This window comes from Oceanirhabdus seepicola (genome assembly GCF_023684385.1).
GTDB classification, from domain to species: Bacteria; Bacillota; Clostridia; order Clostridiales; family Clostridiaceae; genus Oceanirhabdus; species Oceanirhabdus seepicola.
The window spans coordinates 227,318-252,096 of record NZ_JAGSOJ010000007.1 but is presented as its reverse complement, the minus strand read 5'-3'; the positions used below and the strand labels follow the sequence as shown (position 1 = coordinate 252,096).

The following is a 24,779-nucleotide window of genomic DNA, read 5'->3' as shown; positions in this document are numbered from 1 at the left end:
TGAAGTGATTAACTACACCCTAACGGGTTGAAAGAATTAAGAATAATAAATAATACTAGAATAATAATGTTCGTTATAAATTATAGATAGTTTTCTATTAATCTTATAACCACATTATACAAGGGAAATATAGGTTTCCCTAGCGAAGCGCGTGAAACGCGCCTTTTTTATTAAGATAGAATTTTCAATTTTCCTTAAAGTACTTATAATAATTACCTTCTACAAAGCACGCACAGCGTGCCTTTTTTTATGTTATAATTAATGAGGTAGTTTACTAAAGAGTAAAGGATGATGAAAAATGTATAAACTTATTGCCTTAGATATGGATGGCACCCTACTTAATGAAAATAAAGAAATATCTGTTCAAAATAGAAAAGCAATACTTGATGCGCGTAAACTTGGTGTGAAAATTGTACTAGCCTCCGGGAGACCATTAAAAGGTGTATTAAAATATGTAAAAGAATTAGAACTTGATAATGGTGAAGAATACACAGCTGTTTTTAATGGATCACTTGTTCAGAATAATGCAACGGGTGAAATTATCAGTAAAACCACCCTTTCACTAGATGATTATAAGATGTTATATACAACAAGCCAAAAACTAGGTGTTCACATTCATGCACTTACAGATCATGATGTTATAACACCAGTAAAGAATGAATATACTGATATCGAAGCTGATATCAATGGAATTAATCAAAGAGAAATTCCTATTGAAGAAATAGATCATAACACAACTATTGTTAAAGTAATGATGGTGGACTCTCCTGATAATATAGATAGAATCATTAGTCAACTTCCTAGTGAACTACATGAACAGTATACTATTGTAAGAAGCGCACCTATTTTCCTAGAGTTTTTACACAAAACTGTTAATAAGAGCACTGGAATAGAAAAAATTGCTGAAAGACTAAATATTAAAAGAGATGAAATTATATGTGTTGGAGATGCAGGAAATGATTTGCATATGATAAATTATGCCGGCTTAGGTGTTGCAATGGGGAATGCCTTTGATGAAGTTAAAGAAGCTGCAGATTTTATCACATTAACTAATAATGAACATGGTGTTGCCCATGTTATCCAAAAATTTATTTTAGATGTAGAAAAAACTGCTTAATAGACAATAAAAAAAGATTAGAACTGAGGTTCTAATCTTTTTTCTTGTATATTATTTTAGAAAAGTATACCAGCTATTGAAGCAGTCATGAAAGCAGCTAATGAACCACCAATCAATGATTTTATTCCTAATTGCGCAATTTCTGATTTTCTGCTTGGAGCTAGTCCTCCAATACCAGCAATCTGAATTGCAATAGAACTAAAGTTAGCAAATCCACATAATGCATATGTTAAAATAACAATAGTTTTTGGTTGTAATGCCCCACTAGAAATCATTGGTGCTAAGTTAGCGTAAGCAACAAACTCATTAAGTACAACTTTCTGTCCTAAAAGATCCCCGGCTGCAATTATATCAGCTGAAGGTATTCCCATTACATATGCTAATGGTGCAAATAATCTACCTAGTATCCAGCTTAAGTTAAGGTAATCCATTCCTATTGCATTTCCTACACCACTAATAACTCCGTTAACTAAAGCAACAAGTGCTGTAAATGCTAGAAGCATAGCACCAACATTAAGCGCTAAAGTTAACCCTTCGCTAGCTCCAGTTGCAGCAGCCTCGATAACGTTGGCATGACTAGAAGATAGATCCATTTGAACTTTACCTTTTGTAACTGGTTCTTCTTTTTCAGGAAGCATTATTTTTGCAATAATTAAACTTGCAGGAGCAGACATGATACTTGCAGCCAATAAGTGTCCAGGATCTACACCCATAGCAGCATAACCAGCCATAACTCCACCTGCAACAGTTGCCATACCACCAGTCATTACAGTTAATAATTCTGATCTTGTCATTGTTTTAATAAACGGTTTAATAACAAGAGGTGCTTCTGTTTGTCCTACAAATATGTTAGCAACAGCAGATAGTGTTTCAGCCCCAGATGTTCCTAAAAGCTTAACCATACCTTTAGCTAATACCTTTACAATAAGTTGCATAGCTCCAATATGATATAAAATACTCATAAATGAAGAGAAAAATATTATCGTTGGCAGAATCTGCAACGCCCATACAAATCCAGTACTTTCAATATTCATAAGATTACCAAATAAGAAAGTCGACCCTTCTTTTGTAAAATCAAGCAATAAAGTAATACCATTTGACATCCATTGGAAGAAATTCTTTCCTGGTTCAAATTTTAGAATAAGAAAAGCGAATGCAATTTGCATTATAATACCAATACCAACAAGCTTCCAATTAATCTTCTTACGGTCTTCAGAACATAATACAGCAATACCTATTAATACAAATAACCCAATAATACCAACAATTTTATCCATTTGTACTTCCCCTTCACTTTTGTTTTAATTTTTCATATGTTTAGTTATTACTTAAACCGGTTAAGCAACTTCTTTAATTTATCATATTTTAATATAAAATTCAATAATTTTTCTAACAATTCAGTGAAAATAATCGTTTTTTGTCGTATTTAATAAAAATGATTAAAAACTTAATTACGAATCTATTGAAGCAATTATTCTTATTTACAACAAAAAAATAAAAAGCTCACGCTTTTTATTTTTTTGTTTAATGTATGCTTTTAAATTAGATACACATAATTTTGGTTAATTTTGTATTACCTGCATTATTAAATACATTATACCTATTAATGGTTTGAGCAAGGAATATAAAATTAGTTTAAGTCTAAGTGTATTACAGCATAATAACACGTTTAAACTCTCTTTCCTTCATTTGAAATATTTTTCATAATATAGTACAATGAAAGTCCTTCTTGTTTAGCTTTAAAAATAAAGCTAACATTAATTTATATTACTTACTTTATATTGCATATGTAGTGGGAATACATATGCGTTTTTTTTTACAATTTTATTATACTATAAATTGATTAAAAATTCAAAATATTTTATTTTCTGTAAATAAACTTCCATTGCATAGAATCTGAAATTTATTACCATATTATTATTAAGTATTAATTTAATCAAATGGAGATGATATTATGCTTCGTATATATGCCATATCAGATTCTATAGGTGAAACAGCCGAATTAGTTGCAAAAGGAATTGCTTCTCAATTTTCTGAACAAATACATATTACAAGAATACCTTATTTGAACACCATGAAAAATGCACAAAAATTCTTAGAAACAATCAAAGATGAAAAAAATCTTATAATAATTTCAACAATAATTTTGAGTGAAGTGAAAGAATTCATGGTGCAGAAATGCATTGAATTAAATATCTGTTTTATAAGTGTACTCTCACCAGGCATTAATATAATATGTCAAAAATTTAATATTAAGCCCGTTTTCCAGCCAGGTAATCTATGGAATATGGATGATGAGTATTTCAAAAGAATTTCAGCTATAGAGTTTGCTATTCAGTATGATGATTCTAAAGATTATAACGGATTAGATACTGCAGATATTGTACTTATAGGACTTTCAAGAACTTCTAAAACCCCCCTATCAATGTATTTAGCCTTTAAAGGATTAAAAGTAATTAATATTCCCCTAATACCAGAGATACCACTACCACAAAAACTATTTGAAATTGATAAAAGAAAAATTGTTGCATTAACAATAGATCCAATTAAGTTAATTGAAATACGTAAACATAGACTAGAAAAATTCGGATGGGCCATTAAATCTTCTGGATACATAGATGAGAAAAGAATTTTAGATGAATTAGATTATGCCGATTCAATATTCAAAAAAATAAATTGTAAAAAAATAGATGTCACTGATAGAGCGATTGAAGATACTGCTCTAATAATATTAAATACCATAAAAAAATAGATAAGCTTGAAAGGTTTATCTATTTTTTATTCTTTAAAGAATTATCACATTTTCTTACTCAGTTAACTATCCATTAATGAATCCTTTAATATATCTTTTCTTTTTGGTGAATTTGGTATATCCAACTTTATTAATTTCAGATTTTTTAACTTGTAAATTGGAGATGTATCCAATATTTTATTATTAGTTAAATAAATTTTTTCTAATGTACTAATGTTTTCTAATGCCTCAATAGATTTAATAGAATTATTATTAAAGTTAATTATTTTTAAGTTACATAAACCTTCGAGTGGAGCAATAGACGTAATTAAATTATCTTGACCATATATTATTTTAAGTTTTTTACAATAACTTAATGGTGACAAATCACTTATTTCATTTTTGTTTATTGATATATATTCAAGATTAACAAATTTATTTAGAAACTCTATATTACTCAATTTCATGTTGGATAATCCCAATCCCTTTATTTTAAAAACATCTTTTGGTAAATAGTTTAGTGCATCTTTAGATAATCCATTTAAATCAATTATTTCAATCTTAGACCAGTTTAATTTTTCTAAAGGATATAAAAATACTAATGGATTTTTCCCGATGTACAATGTTCTTAGTTCTTTTAAACTCATCAATGGAGTTATATCCTTAATTAGATTTCCAGTCAAAAATACTTCCTGTAATAATTCTAGCTCTTGTAATACTCTTATTGATGTAATTCTGTTATAAGAAAAATCTACTTTTCTTAGTTTCTTAAGATTAGTCAATACTGAAATATCCTCTATTTTATTGGAACATAAAACCAATTCCTCGAGATTTCTCAAGTTCTTAAGTTTAGAAATATCATCCAACTCACTAAACCAAATCTCCAAGGAAGTTAGCTTTTCAAGATTTTCTAAAAAATCTAGATTTTCTACATGTATTTTCCATAAATTAAGGGACTTAAGATTAGTTAATTTACTAATATCCTCTAGTGAAGTTACACTAACTTCATAGTTATTTATAAATAATTTTTCAACTTTCAAAATATCATTCTCTGTTAGTGATTTATCAAATTGGTTTAATTGTTCTCTTACTAAACGTTCTATTTCTGGGTCTTTAAATATAATATTTGCTTCTATTTCACCTTCATCTGAAGAATTAAAATTTATTAATAAGCATCCTAGTATTATGAGAACAATAATATGCCCTGTAATTATCAAACCTATAGTTTTCTTTTTTCTCACAAAAATCACCTAAATCCTTTCTAGTGTAAATGCCTGTAAATTAATTTAAAAACATTCACCTATTCTATTCTCAAATATATGAAAGGATATTTAATAATATGAGTAAATAAACTGTATTTCTTGGTTGGAATGAATAGGGAAAGGAAATAATTTCTTCAAAAAAACTCTTCAAAATCTTATGAAGTATAATAAGGTTTCGAAGAGCTTTTATTATTATTTATTTCTCATATAAAAGTATATTAATGCAGCTACTCCAGCAAGCAATAATATTGTAAAAATGATTTTCAATATACTTATAGGCGATTCCCCTTGTACCTCTCCAGTTTGCCCATTAATCAAGAACTTATAATTTTTGTCCTTAAATGTGTATGCAGAAATCCAAATTGGTAGAAGTATATGTTTGAATTTTATATCCTCATAATGAGTTGAAATTCGTAAATCTCTAACTTCATCTCCATTAATTTTCCTCCTAATGCCATTTCTTAAATCTGATTTTATTTCTGTCTGTGCTAAATTCCAACCAGCATCAACATCAATACTATATCTTTCCGATATAAATCCAGAAATATAATGTGGCTGATATCTAACAAGCTCATTAAGGTTAAATGGTTCCAGTCTCTTTAGAAGTTTCTCCTTAACTTGATTAGATGATGGAATCAATATATCATCAAAATCTTTACTGAAGTCTCCAGCAGTATATTCCCATCGTGTTCTACGTTCTTTTTTAGTCACTTGTTTTCTTTCACCATCTTGTTCTACCCATTCAGTCACATCTACATAATAGTAAGTTCCTTTCTGTGCGCTGTAAGAAGAGTATGTTGATGAATCATATGTCCAAAATGGAATATACACTCCTGAAAGTTTATCAGAATTATATTGATGCTTTAATGCTCTTGGAGCGTAATACCTTTTGTTAATCCACTTTTTGAATTCCTTTTGGGCATTCTCTTTAGTAATTTTAAAAGGAATCAATGATTCAGGAACAATCGTTTTCTCTCCATCAGATTTCAAAATATGAGAAGAACCACAAAAAGCACAAAATTCAGAAGTATTTTTAGCTTCAACGAGAGTCTCAGCTCCACAGTTTTCACACTTTATTGTCCTCTGCTCATCTCCCCAATCAGTTTTTGCTTTCATCATTGCGGAGTCAATATCATACTCTATGATTTCTTCATCTTCAAACTCGATCTGAACATTTGAGGAACAATATGGACAAATTAATGACTGTGTTCCAATATCGAAACTTAAGTTTCCACCACAATTTGGACAGTCATATTTATGAGTATCTTTTTCAACTTTAGTATTTTCTTGATTAAAGTTATTCATACCATCCCCCCTATTCTGCCTTAGTTCCACATTCAGGACAGAACTTTGAGGAATCATTTAATTTTGTTCCACAGCTTTCGCAAAACTTTTCTTGTTTTTGTTTTTCTCCACATTCGGGACAAAATTTTGAACCCATTCTTATTTCAGCACCACAGGTTGTACAATTCATAAACTTTTCTTTAGGAATAGCTATTTTATTTCCGCACTCTGGGCAGAACTTTGTATCCTTGCTTATTCTAGCACTGCATCCACTACATGTAATCAATTCTTGCTGTTCGTTTTCCATATCCGCTGGAGAAGGTGTTTTTGCAGCGTTGTTACTTGATGAATTAACATTGTTTAATGTTTGAGCCATCATATTTCCTAAAGCAGCACCGGTACTTAATCCAATCCCGGCATTAGCCATAATATTACCCTCATTTTTTGCTGCATCTCTCAATGCATCTGCAGCTTGAAGTCTGGTATAATTATCTATTCCGCCGCCCATAGACATCGCGCCTACTGATGCTCTCTTATTCATTGCCTCTTCTACTTCATCTGGAACAGAAATATTTTCAATATAAAGAGAAGTTAGACTAATACCTAAATCATTAAACTTGCTCTGAAGCTTATTTGTTGTTATTTCACTAAGCTCATCATAGTACATTAATAAATCCAATGCAGCTACTTTCGCTTCTCCAATTACATCTGTTAAACCAGAGATTATCATTCTCTTCAATTGTCCTTCTATATCTGCTGTTTCAAAAGAAGCATTTGTTCCAAAAACTTCTTTAAGGAAAAATTCAGGACTACTAACTCTGAAAGAATAAATACCATACCCTCTAATTCTTATAACCCCAAAATCTTTATCTCTCATCATTATTGGATTTGTTGTACCCCACTTATTATCGGTGAATTGCCTTGTATTAACAAAATATACTTCACTTTTAAATGGTGAATTAAATCCATATTTCCATGCTTTCAACTTACAAAGAATCGGAAGATTTTCTGTTGTTAATGTGTACCTCCCTGGCTGAAAAATATCTGTTATTTCTCCTTCATTCACAAAGATAGCCACCTGTGATTCCCTTACTGTAAGTTGTGCACCCATTTTTATTTCCTTACCTTGGACAGGAAATCTATATACCATTGTGTCTCTTGAATCATCTGTCCATTCAATTGCTTCTATAAACTGTCCCCTAACGAAATCAAAAATACCCATATATAACCTCCGTTACATTTTTTAACTTTTATAATAATTATAATACATATTTACAAATAAATAAATATTATTGAATGTTATTGTATTTTATGTTACTCATGTATTTGACACAAATTAAATCTTTTGTAAAATAAAAGACCCTGAAAGGATCTTTTATTTCTAAACTACTATATAAGAAATATCAAATACTTAATTTTTTATTCAATAATTGGTGTATTATCATCTTTAAAATCATCTTTATTTTCGTTATTAAGTGAGTTTAAAATGCTATCTTTTATTTTTTTTGCTCTATCATCTTTAACTTCCTCAGAATTTTTATTAAAATCAACTCCGAGTTTTTCACTAATGAGCATTCCCATCAACATCTCGAAAACATTACCACTATTTCCTTCTGCCCCTCCCATAGTTACTAATGTTTCAGGTACAATCTTAGTTTGAGATTTTTCAATTGCTTGAGTAAATTTGCTCATTATCTCTTGCATAACTTGATATTGAGGGCCACCATATGCTTTAACTTGTTCATCAACAGCTATTGCTTTACCTACACCAATTCTCGCTTCTTTCTCTGCTTCAGCTTCAGCTATTGCTTTTATCTTAGAAGCCTCTTCTAATGCCCGTCTATATTCTGCTTTACCTTTATTACTCTGTATTTCAATATTTATTTCAGACTCAGTTAAAAACTGTTGTTGTGCAGCTCTTGATTCCGCTTCTCTAAATTCTTTTTCTTTGACAGCAGCCTTCTCTTGTTGAGAATAAGTCTCTATTCTTTCTAATGCAATCTGTCTTTCTCTAAGTTGAGTAAGAATATCTTCAATCTTATTATCGTTTTCTGATGAAGAGGGAGTACCAATTAATACCTCTTCAAGATCAAGGTTATAATGTCCAAATTTAACCTTCATCTCTTCTGAAGATATTTCTTGAATATCACTTCTATCTTGAATTAATTGTATAAGTGTTTTAGTTTGCCCAATATTCTTAAAATATGCTGATACCATTGGATCCAGAGTCTGATCAACAAGTTTCTTAATGTCACCAAATCTCTGAATAACTAATGGTGCTTTCTTATAATCAATATGAAGAACAACTGATAGTGGTAAAGATGGTTGAAAAGCGTCTTTTGTTATTAACGTTACTTCTTTTAAGTTCTCATCATAGCTATGTGTACCACTTTGATTACTTATCCATTTTAAAATAATATTTGTAGTTGGTACAGTAACAATCTTACCAGAATAAGTATTAAATGCATATTTACCTGGCATTAGAGGTTTATTCCAAACACCACGGCAACCTTCTTTAACTAATTCCCCATGTTTGTAACCCTCACCACTTGAATCCTCTCCACGTGGACCTATATAGGATACAACAACTCCAACGAAACCCACATCTACAATTGTTTTTTCAATAAACTGAACTGTTGCAAATAATCTATTTATGAAGTAAGTTCCTTCAACAAGTACCTGATGTTGTCGTCCTCTAAAACCTCCTGCTTTCAGGAATTTTTCAGAATCTTGAAAGTTGTTATGATAGGTCATATTGTTACTTGCATCGTCTCCAACTGTAGGTGCTATTATATCATTTTTGTTCAGTGAAGGACCATCATGTACAGTTACTATTCCAACTTCATCATCACTACCTTTAATAACTATAGGAGTAAATCCGTTTCTCTCCTTAAGTATTTTTGCCATATTTTCAATAGAGCCTTCTTCCGATTTACTTCCTAAGGGAAGATAATAGGTTTTATGATTTGTAATAATTATAAACTGAGCCAGATTAAAAGCGTAGGTTCCTTCTCTAACAATACCTCTTTGTGGTCCTTTCTGGCCTCCATGATTCAAAAATCCTCTTACATTTTGAAAATTATTCCCTTCTACAATCACTTCACCTAATGTTTGAGTTGGATCAAGAGGTTTACCATCTCTTGCAAAAACATAAGCAATTTCTCCTTGTGGAATTGTCACTAATGAACATTTATGAACCTTGTACATTAAAGGAGATAGAATGTGAATACCTCCTCTTAGTAGCTCTGGCTGATATCCTGCCTCTCCATTAAGAGCAATAATTTTTTCATCTAGTGCTCCTTTTGGAGACCACCATTTCTCAACCACTGCAATTTTGTCATTAGGTATAACTCTTACACCTATCATCCAGAATAGAATGCCTAGTACAAGAAATCCCCCTAAAATTATAAATAGAATTGCCATTAAAATACCCCCTTAACTTATAAAGTATTATATACCTTTTAATATAGTAATCATTTTATCATGTTCTTTTATACCATTGATTACAATTTTATTACAATTCAAAAAGAGATATTCCAATTTAAGAATATCTCTTTTACATTTGAAGCGCATGAAACATGCTATTTTATAATAGATTTGATTTTTCACCTAGAGAATATATATTCAATTTATGAAGTGGCCTTGTTAAAGCAACGTATAGAAGTTTCACATCCATTTGATCAAATGAGTACATATCTTTTGATCCATTAGCAACAATAACCATATCAAATTCTAAACCTTTTACTAAATATGAAGGTATTATTGCAATGCCTCCATTATACTTTTTCTCATTTCCTTGGATAAGAATAATATCTTTATTAAATTGCTTCAACTTTTTCTTGATATTTTTACATTCTTCTAAAGTTTTGCATATTATAGCTAAAGAGTTGTATTCTCTACTATCCATATCATCAATATCTCTCGAAATATTCCTACATATATCATCATATGATTCTAGTTCAACAATAGAAACGTCATCTCCATGTCTAAGAACAGGTTTAGCTGGAGGAAGCTTCTCATCATTTAATTTTTCAATGACCGAACTAGCCTTATCCATAATCTCAACTGTAGTTCTATAACTCTGATCTAATTTTAAAAATGTACTCTTAGCTTCAGTAAAAATATGATTAATTACATCCTGCCAATCTTCAATTCCTCTATAACTATTTATACCTTGGCATAAATCTCCCAAAATAGTCATTGAACTACTACCTATTAAAGTCTTAAGCATATATAACTGAAATAAACTAAAATCTTGTGCTTCATCTATAACCACATGTCTAACTGTTATTTTTTCATCTAACCCAAATATTCTATACTTTAATAACAGGAGAGGTGCAAGATCTTCAATTTCATATAGGTTTTGTATTATTGAATTTATTGTAGAATTACATGTTTCTTTCAATAAGAAATTTTCATCTTCTGTTGAATCAAGTAACTTTTCAAGAAATTCTCTATAATAGTCTTCTACCTTTCTATATTCAATCTTTTTTATATAATCATTTACAAGTGTTTTAGATTCTTTCTTGATTTTTTCCAATAAAGCATCTCTTTCATCAGTCATTTTAATAAATATTTTTCTTCTTTCAGGGCAATCTTTCATCTTGTGTCTTAATTGATCTAGTTTTTCATCATAAATGAGGTCAATTTTATCAAGAAGTTTTTGCTTATTTCTCTTCAAAATATTATTTAAATGCTTTTTCATTTCAGCGATTCTTTTCTTAAATGGAAGATGCTTATATTCCTCTTTGAAGAGTTTCATTAATTTCTCTCTTGATATAAGCTTGAATTTGTATATCTTGAAATCTTCTTCAGGAAGAAAGGCTTCTTCAAGATAATCGATATACTCTTCTAATAGATCTTTAAATTCTAGTGAAGATTTTAAATGTGATATTTCCTTTACTGAAAATTCCTGTTTATTAATTGTCATAGATTTGTTAACTATATTACCTAATTTAATATATCCCTCACGTATCTTCACTTTTTTTCCTAATACCATTCGTGCAAAGTCCTCATAAGTAGTTTGAATAACCTTGTCAACTCCAAGCTCAGGAAGAACTTCAGAAATATAATTTAAGAAGAATCTATTTGGTGCGATAATCATAAAATTATCTGGTGTAAATGTTTTTTCATAAGTGTATATAAGATAAGCTATCCTATGCAAGGCAATTGTTGTCTTTCCTCCACCTGCAGCTCCTTGCACTATTAGAGGTTTCCACATGTCGGCACGTATTACTCTATTCTGTTCAGCTTGTATTGTTGAAACAATATCTTTTAACCTGTTATCAGCATTAGAGTCTAAGCACGCCTGAAGGAATTCATCATTTGTTGTAATGTCGATATCAAAATAATCTTTAAGGTTACTATTTTCAATACTATATTGACGTTTAAGTGAAATTATACCATTAATAATTCCTTCCGGACATTCATAATGAGCTTCACCAACTCTTCCCTCATAATAAAGGTTAGCGATAGGAGATCTCCAGTCAATTACTAGTAGTTTATGAGTTTCTTCGTTCATTAAAGAAGTTTTACCAATATAGAGATTTTCTTCTTCACCGACTGAATCTTCTTTAAAATCAACTCTTGAAAAATATGGTTTACTCAGACTTTGAACAAGATTTTTAACCTTTGTTTTTAGATTTGATTGTAATACTGAATTGATTATAAGATCATTAAATTGTTCAGCATTATCAGAGTTAAAATGCCTTATCCCATACTCCACTTCTTCATCAATTTTTGATACCGTGTTAATTGTTTTGTCATAATAAATATTAAGATGTTTCAAAGTTAAATCTAATCTTGAAGATTCCATTAAATAATCTAATTTTTTTTCAACACTAATTTTAATCACCTCACAAGTTTTGCGGGTACTGAGACATATTATATTTTAATACATTTTCCAATTAAATGAAAATGCTTTTTTCACCTAAATGTTCTTCTCTATAACTACTTCTTAAAATTTATATTAAATAACTATAGTTTTCTTAATTATCCTAATATTTTCTTGACTATATTGCATTTTTATTATATAGTATATATATAAGATATAAATTATATATTAAAATACAATGGGTATGCGAAAAAATAGACATATGTCATAAATATAAAAAGCAACTATCTAAATAGTTGCTTTTATTTTGCCTATAATAAAAAAAGTATTATATTATAACTCCATATTTCCTTTTTTTGCCAAACTCACAAAGCCCATCTTATCATAAAATATTTCCGCATCATTTCCTACTGTGACATTTAATCTTATAGCTGGATAACTATTAGCTAAAACATCTAATGTTCTTTTCATAATATTTGTTGCTAATCCTTTTCGTTGAAATTCAGGATGCACGACAAAATCAAGAATATAAGGTAATCCATTAACTAAACTCACTGTACATGCTCCTATTAATTTATTCTCTGCATTATCATAAATCAATGTAGACCAATCCCTGGGAACATTCATAGACTCTATATGATTGAAATAGATTTTAATATTTTCCACTTGGAAATCATAAGGCTCTGATGCAATAGATATAAGTTTATTCTTTCTATAGGTTTCATAATAAAGTTCTGCCATTTCCTCAGCGTATTCATGTTCTGGTATCACAACTTTATACTGATCATCCCATATAATATCAAAATTGCTTGTAGCACAGACCATAAGCTTTTCTACTCTCTGAAGTTTAAATCCAGCCGCGTTATAACAATCAATTGATTCTAAATCAACATCTGGAATTATAATAACTTCTTTCTTATCAGATATTGATTTATCATATAAAGTTAAAGCTTTAATTAAATCTTCCTTCTTATTAAATGGTGGTATTGTAAATATGCATTTAATAAGATTCGGCTTTATAAGTGCACCACCAACTCTTTTTTTATCCTTTATTACCCAATAACAGAAATCAATTTTTGTATACCTATTAATATCTCCTTGAAAACTTAATGACATCCACTCATTAAAATTACTTAATCTGTAAATCGCATGATACCTAGCCCATTCTTCTGCATTTGCTTGACAAATCTCATATTCTTTCAAATAACTCATAATATTAGTTCCCTCCTACCATAATTAAATTTTTTCTCAAACTTCATACATAAATATATTTTGAACGACAAAAAGAGATAGTTTTTCATTATGTCTATCTCTTAAAAGGGTAGCTTTATTCTTCTTATGTTTTAATATTTAATACTTTAATATTTATTCTTTTTAATCTCATCTAGATAGGTAGTATCATGAATTAAAGGCCCTATAGATAAATCTAAGTTTAAATTATTAATAATACTCCCAATGAAATTGGACATATCAACCTCTTTAAACCAATCTGAATTTCTAGCCTCTTCTGGAATATATGTTAAATTAGTGGAATACACTTTATCTATTAATCCATCTTTATAATACTTATTAAATTTCTCTACTCCTTTTGCAAACAAAGCAAATGTTGCTGATACAAAGACTCTCCTAGCTTTTCTCTTTTTTAATTCGTCAACTATATCAAATATTGACTCACCTGATGAAATCATATCATCTACGATAAGAACATCTTTACCTTCAATTTCTCTTCCCATATATTCATGTTGAACTATTGGGTTTTTGCCTCCAATAACCTTTGAGTGATCACGTCTTTTGTAAAACAATCCAATATCTAGACCAAGCACACCAGAATAATATAAGGCTCTATCCATAGCTCCAGTATCAGGGCTAATAACTATCATTGACTCCTTATCAATTTGCAAATCTTCTTCATGAACAAACATTTTTATTATTTCTTGAGAAGGATATATGTTATCAAAAGATATCATTGGAATTGCATTTTGAACTGTTGGATCATGTACATCAAAAGTTATAATATCTTTAACTCCTAATCTTTCTAATTCCTGCAATGCTAGTGCACAATCCAAAGATTCTCTACTTCTTCTCCTATGTTGTCTACTTGCATAAAGGAGAGGCATAATTACAGTAACTTTTCTGGCCTTACCTTCAATAGCTGATAATACTCTCTTTATATCTTGAAAGTGATCATCAGGACTTTTATGATTGGTAAACCCAAACATCTCATATGTACAACTATAATTTCCAATATCACATATTACAAATATATCTTTACCTCTCACACTATCATTAATAACAACTTTACCCTCTCCGTTAGAAAAGCGAACTTCCTTTGTAGAAATCAAATACGATTCTTTCGATATACCTTCAAACTCAGACATATTTGATCTTCTATTTATAAGAGCGTTATTAATTTTATAACCCAGTTCCTTGCAGCTTTCTAAAACAATGATTCCTAATTCACTATTAGGTTTAAGTATTCTATTTTTGCTTTGCATTTAACCACCTCCAAAACACTTTCACTTACAAAATAACATAATAATCCATATGTTGCAAATAATTTGCATTTTATTCTTTATAAGTTGATAATGTGAACACTCCGATTCCTCCGATTCCTATATGGGAAGCTAATACACTTCCAATGGTAGTAATCATTACTTTTTTATTCGGATACAGCTCTTTAATCCTACTCTTAATAAATTCAGCAGATTGAGAATCATCGCAATGAGCTATCCCAATATGCTCACAATCTCTAATATTCATCTCATCTATAACGGTATCAACAATATATTTCAAAGATTTTTTGCTTCCTCTTATTGATTTTATCACCTCAATTGATCCATCCATTATAGCAAGTACAGGTTTAATATTCATTACAGTACCAATTATTGCTTTACTCTTTGGGAGACGGCCGCCCTTGGTTAACCAGTTTAAATTTGACAAGGTAAAATATTGACTACTATTATCTTTATAAAATCCTACTGCATCAATTAACATTGAGAAAGAAGCTCCTTGCTTGATCATATTTATAAGTTCCATTACCATTAGTCCTATACCCATTGAAGCTCCTTTAGTATCAATCACTTCCATATTTATTTCTGGATATGTCTCTCTTAATTCTTCCATTATCAACTTAGCAGCTTGAAATGTTCCAGAAAGTTTTGATGAAAGAGCTAAGTAAATAAAATCTTCTCTATTAATACACTTTTCTGTGAAAACCTCCCTGATTACGTCCAATCTAGGGAGAGAAGTCCTTGGTACTATTCCCTTTTTCATAAAATTAAAAACTTCTTCAGTTTTAATATTTTGTTTATCAAAGTACTCCTGGTCATTAATTAATACTCTCAATGGTAATACATCTATATTGTTTTCTTTCAAAAATTCTATTGGCAAATCACAAGTGCTATCTACAATAATCTTAGTCATAATTTCCCCCTTTTGCATATTAAAATGAATAACTACAATACGCTTAATATTAAGCTATATTAAAAGTATAACACAAGAAATAAATAAATATAAAAACAAAAGTATCCAAATATTTATGTTTTAAACATTTGAATACCTTTGAATCCTACTGCACTTTTCTCTTATTAATTTTTAAAGGTACAAATTTTAATTTGTAATATCTTAACATCAATATTGCATCTATCGTCCATTGTATCGAAGTTATCCACCAGATAACAGTTATATCTAATTTGAAAACCATAACAGCAAGTATCATCAAGGGCATTCTAATAACCCAATTTGAAAAAAGTGATACCAAAAATGGAGTTTTCGTATCACCAGCCCCTTTTAGTGCACCACCTGCAATCATTGAAATTGCAGTAGGTATTTGCTCAATTGATGCAATCATAATGCAAAGTTTTGCACTTTTCAATACATCTACTTGGTTTTCTTGAATGAAAACATTTGCAATTACCTCTGAAAATACAAGAAACAGTATTCCACATAAACCCATAATTAGTACCCCGAGAATCAAACACATTCTTCCATATTCTCTAGCACCTTCATAATCTTTTTCACCAATCCGTTGACCAATGAGAGACGTAGCTGCCACAGCAACACCCCAACCTGGCATAAAAGATATTGATTCAATTGACACAGTTATATGATTAGCTGCAAATGCAACTTCTCCTAATGTCAAAATCATCATTGAATTTATTAATCTACATATAGAGAAAGCTCCTTCTTGCATCCCAGAAGGAATTGCCAATTTTAAGAGATCACTTATTTTTTTAAATGTAACATTCTTAACATAACGTATCCTGGGTTTTATTCTGGACTTTACTTTAAAATAAATCACAATATAAGACAAAGCTATAATATTTGCTATCATTGTAGCAATAGCAGCTCCTTCAACGCCTAGCTCTGGACATCCTCCAATCCCAAATATAAGAAGCCAATCTAATAATAAGTTTACAAGTACCAATATCCCTGATGCTATAAAAGGAATAAATGTGTTGCCTATCCCTCTCAAAATACCATTCAACGATGTCAAAAACATATTAAAGAAAATTGCTATAGAGGCTATTCTCATATATTTTATGCCTAAATTTAGCACATTTCCCTTTGCACCACAAAACTTTAAAATATCCTGACAAAACAGATAAAAAACTAACGTTAATGTTATTGCAATAACAGATGTTAATATAATACCATGAGTAGCGTATTCATCACCCTTTTGGTAATTCTTACTTCCATATGCTCTTGCAATTATAGATGTCAATGCTACAGATAATCCAATAGCTATCAAAATATCTACAAAAGTGTACAAGAATTGAGAACTCATACCAACAGCTGATAGAGCATCTTTTCCACCATATTTTCCTATCATTATGGAATCTACTGTCCATACAATCATATATAAACTCATTTCTCCGATTGCAGGCAATGCTAATTTCATAACGTCTTTCAAAATAAGTTTATTATTCTTTACGTAACCCATAAAATCTCCCTAAAATAAAATTTGTATGTATAATTCCATACATACAAATTTTACTATAAATTATGACAATTATCTACAAAAATATAATTATAATATCAATTTAACATCCGTACCATCCTTCTCTATTGCATGTACAACAACTAATCCTTTGTATTTACTCAATTCTTCTAAATTATCAGCTATTATAGAGAAATCAAAGTTAGATAAAGCGTTACTTTCTTTATTTTCTTTCTTAGGATTGTATGCTTTTTGTATGCTCTTATTTATTCCAACCTTAACAAGCCAATTAGGAATTGGAATATTAATTTTTTTTCCCTGATCAGTTATAATTCTTAATTTCATAATATCACCCCTATTTGAATATGCCTTAATCTATCACTATCTTTATTTGATCCCCTGAGTCTGTTTCAACATCAAGAATTTTGCCTTCCATTCCTGAATCTGCTGCTGTTAAAATGCTATTCATCAATTCATCTGAGTCAAATCCTTTAATATTTGAATTAAAAGTAGGCATCTTTCCTGTGGCATTTATCATTCCAACTATGAACTTTAATGGTAATGTAATTTTTACTTTTTCACCATCTGATGAATGTACTTTTATTTTTAACATCTTCTCACCAGGTATTTTCTGTACAGCATCATCACTATCAAAAGTACGTACTAAATTTTCTTTTATTTCATCACTAACTACCTCAGCAGATTCATTACCTTGCTTTATTGCTTCAATGAGCGTAGCACCCTCTTCTGCTGTTATTTTATTTTCTTGTACCATGTTAAGAACTTTCATTATTTCTGAACCCATTTTACTTCCCCCATTCTATTTTATTTCTTTTAAAGCTGTGCTAAAATCTATAATTCCATCTTCTAGCTCTTTAAGTATCTTTAATACATCCGTTGAGTTATCAGATGAGTCTTTCTTATTACTAGTTATAGCATCTGGTTCTAATTTTTTAGCTATTTTATCCAGTTTATTTCTTACAGTAGGATATGATATTCCTAGAACCTTCTCAACATCCTTAATACTCCCCCGACACTTAAGAAATATCGCAATAAACTTAAGTTCTTCTTTATTCATAGTCATGAATTTGTCAAAAAAGAATTCATTTTCAATAACTGTGTTACATTTCGTACATTTCAATCTTTGAACTATAAGTTCACTATCGCACACCGGACATTTATGTATTAATTCAACCCCCATGATTATCCTCCTCTTTAGAAATTACTATATTTTTTATTATATATTATATAATTTGGAAATACAAGGAAAATCATCAGAATTAATACTATTATTAAATTAATTAATAAAAAAGGTCTACAAAATAAATATAATAAAGATCCACTATACTTATCTTGCAAACCTATTTTTTAAAAATTATTTTTAAATATATGATTAAAAAATATATTTCTGTCAAGAATTAAACTATATGAATAAGAAAGGCATCTTATTCTTTTTATATTAGTCCCCTTAAGTTTTGGCATGTGTTTAAGCATGCCTTTTCTTTTTTACAATTCTTATTTTAATAAGTAATAACCAAAACTACCTCCACATACTCCTCCAATCATATGTGTAAGTTGAGATATAGAATCATATTGTGTAATTCCTACATAAAACTCTTTCCCAATAAAAACCAAAAAAACTATAATAAGAGTCAATGGTATTTCTCCTGCTCTTGTATTTACTACTGAGCTCAATAAAATGAGCATAAATGCAATACCACTAGCTCCAAGAAGACCAGTGTTGAAAAACATACTATTTATTAATCCAGTTACGAATGCTGTGATTAATATCATGAATAGTAATTTTTTGCTTCCGTATTTTTCTTCGATTATAGGTCCTACTATCAATATTATCATGAAATTGCCGAAGAAATGCTCAAAATTCGCATGTCCCAACACATGCGAGAATAATCTTATATATGTAAGTGGGTTCATAAGAGATGAACTATAGTTTGTAAATAACAATGATGTTGTATATCCTTTAGTTAACTCGCCTACTATTAACACAATAAAACTTAAAAAAGTGAAACTCAATATTACAGGTGAATTATATGTTACTTTTTTTAAAAGATTTTTCATTTTTTCCTCCTTCAATTCAAATATATATAATATTTTACCATATATTTTATGAATAGCATATTAGGCATGTGAAAATAAATATATATTGAAAGCACCATACCTTCTATTTAAGACATGGTGCTTTATTGTTGAATTTATAGTTTACTACATATAATATTTTTAACTTTTTCTGGTAATTCATTTTGTTCTTCTTTAGAAAGTTCTTTAGTTTCTATCATTGGATGTATGTATAAATTAACCTCAGCAGGTTTTATTTTATTTTTATTCTGTTCTAAAAGCTTGTAGCTACCATCAATTGTAATTGGAATAATTGGAACTTTAGCTTTTGTTGCTAATTTAAAACTTCCTGCTTTGAATTCACCAAGAGGTCCCCCTTTACTTCTTGTACCTTCAGGGAAAATTACAAGTGAATGCCCACCTTTAAGTATCTTAACCCCTTCAATTATAGCCTGTGCAGATTTTCTTAAATTACTTCTATCCATAAACACACAATTCATGAATTCCATCCAAGTTCTAATTAGAGGAACCTTTTTCATCTCAGCCTTTGCTATATAGCCTTTAGGCTTCTCAATGTAACTCATGAAAAGAGCTATATCAAAATTCCCTTGGTGATTACTTATAAATACCACTGGTATGTCCTTTGGAATATTTTCTTCACCAAATATATTTACTTTAGCGCCACTAATTTTAACGTTTCTTCTTGCCCATTTTGAAGTAACATCATGAATATATTTAATACTTTCTTGTTCTTCTGGTTTCCTCTGCAATCTTTTAACCTTATACATTTGCGGTATCATTAACAGTAAGCTTCCAGCAAAATTTGAATACCAAGCAATTGTTCTAAGCATCTTTAAAACCTCCTTCATCATTTAAACGTCTAATAAAGCATATAATTTCTGATATCTTATCACTTTTATTGAGAGAATTATAGTATTCTATAAGATTAAAAATTAAAAATGAATCTAATTTCAGTAATCCATTTTTTAAAGCATTAAATATATCTTCTTTAACACTTTCAATTTTTTCTTCATCTTTACTAATTTTTGCATCATCAAGTAGCTTATCTAAGGCGAATGATAAAAATTCATTTATTTTATATTTCATTGAAGATTTTAAAACTTTTTTAAGATATTTATCCTTTAATTTATCAAATCTATCCTCATTTAAATTATCATAAGCTATGTAAACATGTTTATACAACTCACACATAAATCTTCTATTATCAAGGGACGGTACAGATTCAACAAGATTATCTAATTTCTCCAAATATTTAATATAATTTCCACCTGTTTCAAGATATGTTTCTATTATATTTGTTAAAACCAATGCTTTAAAATGAATATTCTCTTCGTTCCATATTATATTTTCCATTAATTCAATATATATATCAATAGCTTTTTTATACTCATTTAATTCTCTTAAGCAATTAGCTTTTACAATAGCAATACTTATTTCCACCATAGGTCTTTCATTAATAGTATTACTGCATATATATTCAAATTTATCAATTTCTTCTAAAGCATCTTTTATTCTTCCTAATGCTTTTAAAATGATAATTCTATTATGCATAATAGCTATCATTTGTTTAGAATCAACACGATCCATCAATCTATCACTTATTAATAATCCTTCTTCATATCTTTGAGTATTTTTGCTTACATCTAATATAGCTACAATTAAGCCACTAATAAATTCATTATCAGCATCTTCTGTGAATACCAACTCATTAACTATAGAAAAATATCTAAAAGCTTTGTTATAATTTAGATTTTTCTGATAGTATCTTGCAACATAATAATAAATCTTCATTTTACAATCATTTACTTTATATTTATTTATACTATCTATTATCTCATCAAAATTTTTAAATCCTTGGAAGTTTTTGAACTTATCAAGTTCATTTTTTTTAAGATAATCAACGTATTCTTCTGCCAGCCTTCTAACTTGTCCTTCTTCGGTTAAGTAAATTTCTTCTGGAGATGTCTGGTATTTCACTCCTCTCTGTTCACATGATTGCATAAGATTATTATAAATTAATTTAGATGCTTTTACAGTCAAAGGTGCTTTGTTATTCTCAATCATACTAATCATATTACGAGTTATGTTATTCCCACTTAATTCTGATTGTTTTAATCCCAAGGATTTGCGTAAATTCTTTAGCCTCTCTCCTTGAGATAGTATAGAAACTTTAAAAGTATCACACATATAAACACTCCTCAACAATACAACTTTATTATTATTTAATCTTAGCATATCTTGGCATCATAGTAAATATTTTAGCGCACGTGGAATTAAACCAATTTATTCCATATGTTTAAATATATCCAAGATGTTCTATCAAAATTTTTACTCCCATTAATACCAGAATAACTCCTCCAAATATTTCAGCTTTTTTGTTAAACAACTCTCCAAATTTTTTACCCATGAAAACACCAATAAAACAACATACAAGTGTGATAATAGCAATAATTAGGGCAGCATATATAATATTTACTTCAAGAAAAGCGAAGCTAACCCCAACAACTAGAGCATCTATACTAGTTGCGATTGATAATATTGTTAGAATTTTTAAATCTAATGGATTTTTTCCAGTATCATCATCCTCATCATTTTTTAATGCCTCATGGATCATTTTAATACCTATATATCCCAATAATAAAAATGATACCCAATGATCTATACTCTGAATATACTTACTAAATCTAATACTTAAAATCCACCCTATCAAAGGCATAACTCCTTGGAATACACCAAAGAATAGTGCTATTTTCAATGCATGTCTTACTTTTAAATCTTTAATTAAAATACCACTAGTAATTGATACTGCAAAAGCATCCATTGCCAATCCAAAAGCGATAATGATAATTGATATAAATGTCATTCTAATTCCTCCTCTTTAACGACAAAAAGAGACTCACGCATAACAAAAATTATGCATAAGTCTCACTATTTAAAACTAAGCCAGATGAAATTCATCAGTATGTTGACTTAGTTACATATCGTAATATGCCAGCTACTCCCCTATGTATCCATAAGAAATTATTTAATTCTAATATAATATATCATAAATATTATATTTTGCCAATAAAAAAATATGTCCCTATAATGATTTGACCTATTAATTATGATACTTTTGCAAAAAATTTAATAATCTCATGTATTTTTAGTGAAGAACTGGAATATACTACTCTAAGTAATATTATAAAAATGAGGTGGTTAATGTGTTAGCTTTGATGAAAAACAGTGATATTAATAATATTAAAAATAAAATATTTATCTTATATATATTAAACGTTACTGATATTATCTTCACCAATATTCTATTGAACACTGGATTTTTTAATGAAGCAAACCCGTTTATGATAGGACTGCTTCAAAGCGCGTATGCAGGAATTATGGTGAAAATAATTTTACCTGCATTATTATTATTATATTTATATAAAAGGATGCAGAATGCAACTAATAAACAATTGAGGTTCTCCAATGTAGCTATTAACATAATCACTACTATTTACGCCCTTATTAATATATCTCATTTAGTTTGGCTATTCTCTATACCTATTTTTATGAATTTATAGTAACATAAAGACTATTCCGCCTATAAAAACTAGCAATACTAAAATAGAACAGCGTGGCTCCTACTGATCCCACTTGTATAACCATTCCAATGTTTATACATCTATTTCAAAAAAATTCTCACCTAAAGCTATTAAGCGAGATTTGTTCTGAACATATTATTAGTATGTAAGTATACCATAAAATATATTTTTCTATTTGAAAATCACATGTAAAACTCTATTATTAGTAATAAATCCTGCTTTTTCCAAGGTACTCTTTGATGCCATATTTCTTACATTACAGCACGCCAAAGGTTCCAAACCTTTATTATAGCAATGCTCTTTTAATTGATTTATAATATAGGTTCCAATACCTCTTCTATGGTATTCTTCTGCTACAACAACACCTATATCGCCATATTGTAAGTTAGACTTGATTATTCTAAATTCACCTATTCCTAGTAAAGAACTCCCCTCGTATAGAACAAATAAATTATCATTTTCAATCAAATCTTCATAATAACCATCATAAGCAGCATCACATTTGTTTTTTATAATATTTATATCGCCTTTATTAGCTAATCTGAAAGTAGTGTTTCTAAAACTATTTAATTCATGTGATATTTTTTGATTATCAACAAAAAGGTACGTATCTACCTCTACACTTTTCTGGTTATCAAGACACAAAGCTAGGTATTCCGATTCCTTAGTTGAAACAGCTGCATCCTTTACTTTATTGCTCTTAATAATATATATAAAAATTTCTGGTGCATTTGTATAATACTCTTTTGAAACATAGAATTGCACTAAAGTCTTATCCTTATCCACAAAAAAATGCCCTACCAATTTCTTATCATAAATAATTTGGTAGCACTGTGATGTACCGATTACTACATTTTCCCAGAAACCATCTATTGGCGCACCTAAGGTTTTAATATACTCCTTATTTAAGTCCCCTCTCTTTTTTGATGATTTTACTTTTATTAATTCAATCACTTAATTCCCCCTTGTAACATTTATATGATTATGTTGTTTGTTTATCATCAGTTAAACAAACAACATAATCATATTATAGTGGTATCAAGCTGTTAAAAGATAGGTATAAAACAATTATAATCATTCTTTATTTACACCTTATTCTCATCAAATTCTAGACCATAGATCACTGGCCAGTATTGTTTTTGAAGGTCTACATCTACTTTATTAGGTGAACCATTAGAGATAACCTTCGTCACTAATACATTTGCTTCACTATATATGTGTTTCATAATATCTAATACATATGGTGCATATGGGTTGTTTCTTATATCACCAATATTCCTAACCCCACCTTGATTTCTTTTCTTCATTTTCCCTAAAAAATCTGGATCCTTACCTTTTATTATTCCAAATACATCAATAAGCTTGTATATTCCATCTTCAAGTTTTAATGGAATACAGCTATGGAATTTGTCTCTTCTCTTTGTAGGCATACGATACCAATTATTTTCCTCGGATTCTAAGTGATTCCCCGTGAAAATTGATTTAGCACCATTATATTGTATTTCTTTATGTTCATCTGAATTAATCCTATGACATAAGAAGTCTTTATAAAGATTGTCATCATTCTTATATTGGTAATCTTTCTTAAATTGAACTGAAGGTTCAAACCCTTTCTTTTCGCCAAGCCAATTATATTTTTTATTTACAACAAAAACAGTATCAATTAGATATTTATCAATATTTTTATTCCATGCTCCCCATAATAAAATTGATTGATTACCTGCATCTTTACTTACTTCAGCATTATGGCAATAACCGTAAAACCATGGTTCATGGAACACATAAGGATCTTGATTCCCTTCGAACCCATCTACAGGTATAACTACTTCTCTCACTTCTTTTTTCCATTTATCTTCATTCTTAATTAAAACCTCACATCTCTGCTTTGTAAAAACTCGATAATTATGTCTAAGTACATACTCCTCTTTTCCCATA

22 protein-coding genes are annotated in these 24,779 nt (G+C 29.4%); 3 read left to right on the top strand and 19 right to left on the bottom strand.

Annotated elements, in window-relative coordinates:
* Positions 1–298 precede the first annotated feature (298 nt).
* Positions 299–1,117, top strand: coding sequence for a sugar-phosphatase (yidA, locus tag KDK92_RS24335; RefSeq protein ID WP_250862029.1), 819 nt, complete (start codon positions 299–301; stop codon positions 1,115–1,117).
* Between the two features lie 56 nt (positions 1,118–1,173).
* On the opposite strand, the gene KDK92_RS24330 is transcribed toward yidA, so the two are convergent.
* Positions 1,174–2,394, bottom strand: a complete 1,221-nt coding sequence (locus KDK92_RS24330; RefSeq protein ID WP_250862028.1) for a NupC/NupG family nucleoside CNT transporter — start codon at positions 2,392–2,394, stop codon at positions 1,174–1,176.
* 677 nt (positions 2,395–3,071) lie between these two features.
* Between KDK92_RS24330 and KDK92_RS24325 the strand changes: the two genes are divergently transcribed.
* A complete protein-coding gene (locus tag KDK92_RS24325) occupies positions 3,072–3,869 on the top strand; it encodes a pyruvate, water dikinase regulatory protein (protein WP_250862027.1) in 798 nt (265 codons plus the stop codon).
* A 62-nt stretch (positions 3,870–3,931) separates the two neighbouring features.
* On the opposite strand, the gene KDK92_RS24320 is transcribed toward KDK92_RS24325, so the two are convergent.
* From KDK92_RS24320 to KDK92_RS24245, 16 genes are all read right to left on the bottom strand, one after another.
* The gene (locus KDK92_RS24320; RefSeq protein ID WP_250862026.1) at positions 3,932–5,089 is read right to left on the bottom strand and encodes a leucine-rich repeat domain-containing protein; all 1,158 of its coding nucleotides are present in this window, start codon (positions 5,087–5,089) and stop codon (positions 3,932–3,934) included.
* A 213-nt stretch (positions 5,090–5,302) separates the two neighbouring features.
* Positions 5,303–6,415: a TFIIB-type zinc ribbon-containing protein gene (locus tag KDK92_RS24315; RefSeq protein ID WP_250862025.1), complete on the bottom strand. Its 1,113-nt coding sequence runs from the start codon at positions 6,413–6,415 to the stop codon at positions 5,303–5,305.
* A 10-nt stretch (positions 6,416–6,425) separates the two neighbouring features.
* Entirely contained in the window at positions 6,426–7,616 is a 1,191-nt protein-coding gene (locus tag KDK92_RS24310) for an SPFH domain-containing protein (RefSeq protein ID WP_250862024.1), read from the bottom strand.
* 197 nt (positions 7,617–7,813) lie between these two features.
* Positions 7,814–9,817 (bottom strand): SPFH domain-containing protein, encoded by a 2,004-nt coding sequence (locus KDK92_RS24305; protein ID WP_250862023.1) that lies wholly within the window; start codon positions 9,815–9,817, stop codon positions 7,814–7,816.
* Positions 9,818–9,980: 163 nt separating this feature from the next.
* Complete coding sequence (helD, locus tag KDK92_RS24300; protein WP_250862022.1) at positions 9,981–12,248, bottom strand: RNA polymerase recycling motor HelD; 2,268 nt, start codon at positions 12,246–12,248, stop codon at positions 9,981–9,983.
* 312 nt (positions 12,249–12,560) lie between these two features.
* Positions 12,561–13,439: a GNAT family N-acetyltransferase gene (locus KDK92_RS24295; RefSeq protein WP_250862021.1), complete on the bottom strand. Its 879-nt coding sequence runs from the start codon at positions 13,437–13,439 to the stop codon at positions 12,561–12,563.
* A 146-nt stretch (positions 13,440–13,585) separates the two neighbouring features.
* Positions 13,586–14,722, bottom strand: a complete 1,137-nt coding sequence (locus tag KDK92_RS24290) for a ribose-phosphate pyrophosphokinase (protein WP_250862020.1) — start codon at positions 14,720–14,722, stop codon at positions 13,586–13,588.
* Positions 14,723–14,792: 70 nt separating this feature from the next.
* On the bottom strand, positions 14,793–15,650 hold the full coding sequence (locus KDK92_RS24285) for a DegV family protein (protein ID WP_250862019.1): 858 nt from the start codon (positions 15,648–15,650) through the stop codon (positions 14,793–14,795).
* A gap of 145 nt (positions 15,651–15,795) precedes the next feature.
* A complete protein-coding gene (locus tag KDK92_RS24280) occupies positions 15,796–17,169 on the bottom strand; it encodes an MATE family efflux transporter (protein ID WP_250862018.1) in 1,374 nt (457 codons plus the stop codon).
* Positions 17,170–17,256: 87 nt separating this feature from the next.
* Entirely contained in the window at positions 17,257–17,511 is a 255-nt protein-coding gene (locus KDK92_RS24275) for a hypothetical protein (protein ID WP_250862017.1), read from the bottom strand.
* Between the two features lie 25 nt (positions 17,512–17,536).
* Positions 17,537–17,971, bottom strand: a complete 435-nt coding sequence (locus KDK92_RS24270; RefSeq protein ID WP_250862016.1) for an SHOCT-like domain-containing protein — start codon at positions 17,969–17,971, stop codon at positions 17,537–17,539.
* Positions 17,972–17,986: 15 nt separating this feature from the next.
* Positions 17,987–18,367 carry a DUF2089 domain-containing protein gene (locus KDK92_RS24265; protein WP_250862015.1) on the bottom strand — a complete coding sequence of 127 codons (381 nt, stop codon included), beginning with the start codon at positions 18,365–18,367 and terminating at the stop codon, positions 17,987–17,989.
* A 314-nt stretch (positions 18,368–18,681) separates the two neighbouring features.
* Entirely contained in the window at positions 18,682–19,245 is a 564-nt protein-coding gene (locus KDK92_RS24260) for a rhomboid family intramembrane serine protease (protein WP_250862014.1), read from the bottom strand.
* Positions 19,246–19,379: 134 nt separating this feature from the next.
* Positions 19,380–20,093: a lysophospholipid acyltransferase family protein gene (locus KDK92_RS24255; protein ID WP_250862013.1), complete on the bottom strand. Its 714-nt coding sequence runs from the start codon at positions 20,091–20,093 to the stop codon at positions 19,380–19,382.
* Entirely contained in the window at positions 20,086–21,450 is a 1,365-nt protein-coding gene (locus tag KDK92_RS24250; RefSeq protein WP_250862012.1) for a helix-turn-helix domain-containing protein, read from the bottom strand. Before KDK92_RS24250 ends, KDK92_RS24255 begins: the two co-directional genes overlap by 8 nt.
* A 109-nt stretch (positions 21,451–21,559) precedes the next feature.
* Positions 21,560–22,126 carry a manganese efflux pump MntP gene (locus KDK92_RS24245; protein WP_250862011.1) on the bottom strand — a complete coding sequence of 189 codons (567 nt, stop codon included), beginning with the start codon at positions 22,124–22,126 and terminating at the stop codon, positions 21,560–21,562.
* A gap of 340 nt (positions 22,127–22,466) precedes the next feature.
* On the opposite strand from KDK92_RS24245, the gene KDK92_RS24240 reads away from it, so the two are divergent.
* Positions 22,467–22,823 carry a DUF5658 family protein gene (locus KDK92_RS24240; protein WP_250862010.1) on the top strand — a complete coding sequence of 119 codons (357 nt, stop codon included), beginning with the start codon at positions 22,467–22,469 and terminating at the stop codon, positions 22,821–22,823.
* Positions 22,824–23,015: 192 nt separating this feature from the next.
* Here the strand turns inward: KDK92_RS24240 and KDK92_RS24235 are convergent, their stop codons facing one another.
* Entirely contained in the window at positions 23,016–23,798 is a 783-nt protein-coding gene (locus KDK92_RS24235) for a GNAT family N-acetyltransferase (protein WP_250862009.1), read from the bottom strand.
* A 131-nt stretch (positions 23,799–23,929) separates the two neighbouring features.
* The gene (locus tag KDK92_RS24230; protein WP_250862008.1) at positions 23,930–24,778 is read right to left on the bottom strand and encodes a hypothetical protein; all 849 of its coding nucleotides are present in this window, start codon (positions 24,776–24,778) and stop codon (positions 23,930–23,932) included.
* Position 24,779: the final 1 nt, after the last annotated feature.

Excerpts from the sequence above, each read along its gene's own strand:
- KDK92_RS24285 (WP_250862019.1), bottom strand. The coding sequence starts at position 15,650 with ATGACTAAGATTATTGTAGATAGCACTTGTGATTTGCCAATAGAATTT.
- yidA (WP_250862029.1), top strand. The coding sequence starts at position 299 with ATGTATAAACTTATTGCCTTAGATATGGATGGCACCCTACTTAATGAA.
- KDK92_RS24295 (WP_250862021.1), bottom strand. The coding sequence starts at position 13,439 with ATGAGTTATTTGAAAGAATATGAGATTTGTCAAGCAAATGCAGAAGAA.
- KDK92_RS24275 (WP_250862017.1), bottom strand. The coding sequence starts at position 17,511 with ATGAAATTAAGAATTATAACTGATCAGGGAAAAAAAATTAATATTCCA.
- KDK92_RS24265 (WP_250862015.1), bottom strand. The coding sequence starts at position 18,367 with ATGGGGGTTGAATTAATACATAAATGTCCGGTGTGCGATAGTGAACTT.
- KDK92_RS24325 (WP_250862027.1), top strand. The coding sequence starts at position 3,072 with ATGCTTCGTATATATGCCATATCAGATTCTATAGGTGAAACAGCCGAA.
- KDK92_RS24330 (WP_250862028.1), bottom strand. The coding sequence starts at position 2,394 with ATGGATAAAATTGTTGGTATTATTGGGTTATTTGTATTAATAGGTATT.
- KDK92_RS24280 (WP_250862018.1), bottom strand. The coding sequence starts at position 17,169 with ATGGGTTACGTAAAGAATAATAAACTTATTTTGAAAGACGTTATGAAA.
- KDK92_RS24305 (WP_250862023.1), bottom strand. The coding sequence starts at position 9,817 with ATGGCAATTCTATTTATAATTTTAGGGGGATTTCTTGTACTAGGCATT.
- KDK92_RS24230 (WP_250862008.1), bottom strand. The coding sequence starts at position 24,778 with ATGGGAAAAGAGGAGTATGTACTTAGACATAATTATCGAGTTTTTACA.
- KDK92_RS24260 (WP_250862014.1), bottom strand. The coding sequence starts at position 19,245 with ATGAAAAATCTTTTAAAAAAAGTAACATATAATTCACCTGTAATATTG.
- KDK92_RS24315 (WP_250862025.1), bottom strand. The coding sequence starts at position 6,415 with ATGAATAACTTTAATCAAGAAAATACTAAAGTTGAAAAAGATACTCAT.
- KDK92_RS24255 (WP_250862013.1), bottom strand. The coding sequence starts at position 20,093 with ATGCTTAGAACAATTGCTTGGTATTCAAATTTTGCTGGAAGCTTACTG.
- KDK92_RS24245 (WP_250862011.1), bottom strand. The coding sequence starts at position 22,126 with ATGACATTTATATCAATTATCATTATCGCTTTTGGATTGGCAATGGAT.
- KDK92_RS24270 (WP_250862016.1), bottom strand. The coding sequence starts at position 17,971 with ATGGGTTCAGAAATAATGAAAGTTCTTAACATGGTACAAGAAAATAAA.
- KDK92_RS24310 (WP_250862024.1), bottom strand. The coding sequence starts at position 7,616 with ATGGGTATTTTTGATTTCGTTAGGGGACAGTTTATAGAAGCAATTGAA.
- KDK92_RS24250 (WP_250862012.1), bottom strand. The coding sequence starts at position 21,450 with ATGTGTGATACTTTTAAAGTTTCTATACTATCTCAAGGAGAGAGGCTA.
- KDK92_RS24290 (WP_250862020.1), bottom strand. The coding sequence starts at position 14,722 with ATGCAAAGCAAAAATAGAATACTTAAACCTAATAGTGAATTAGGAATC.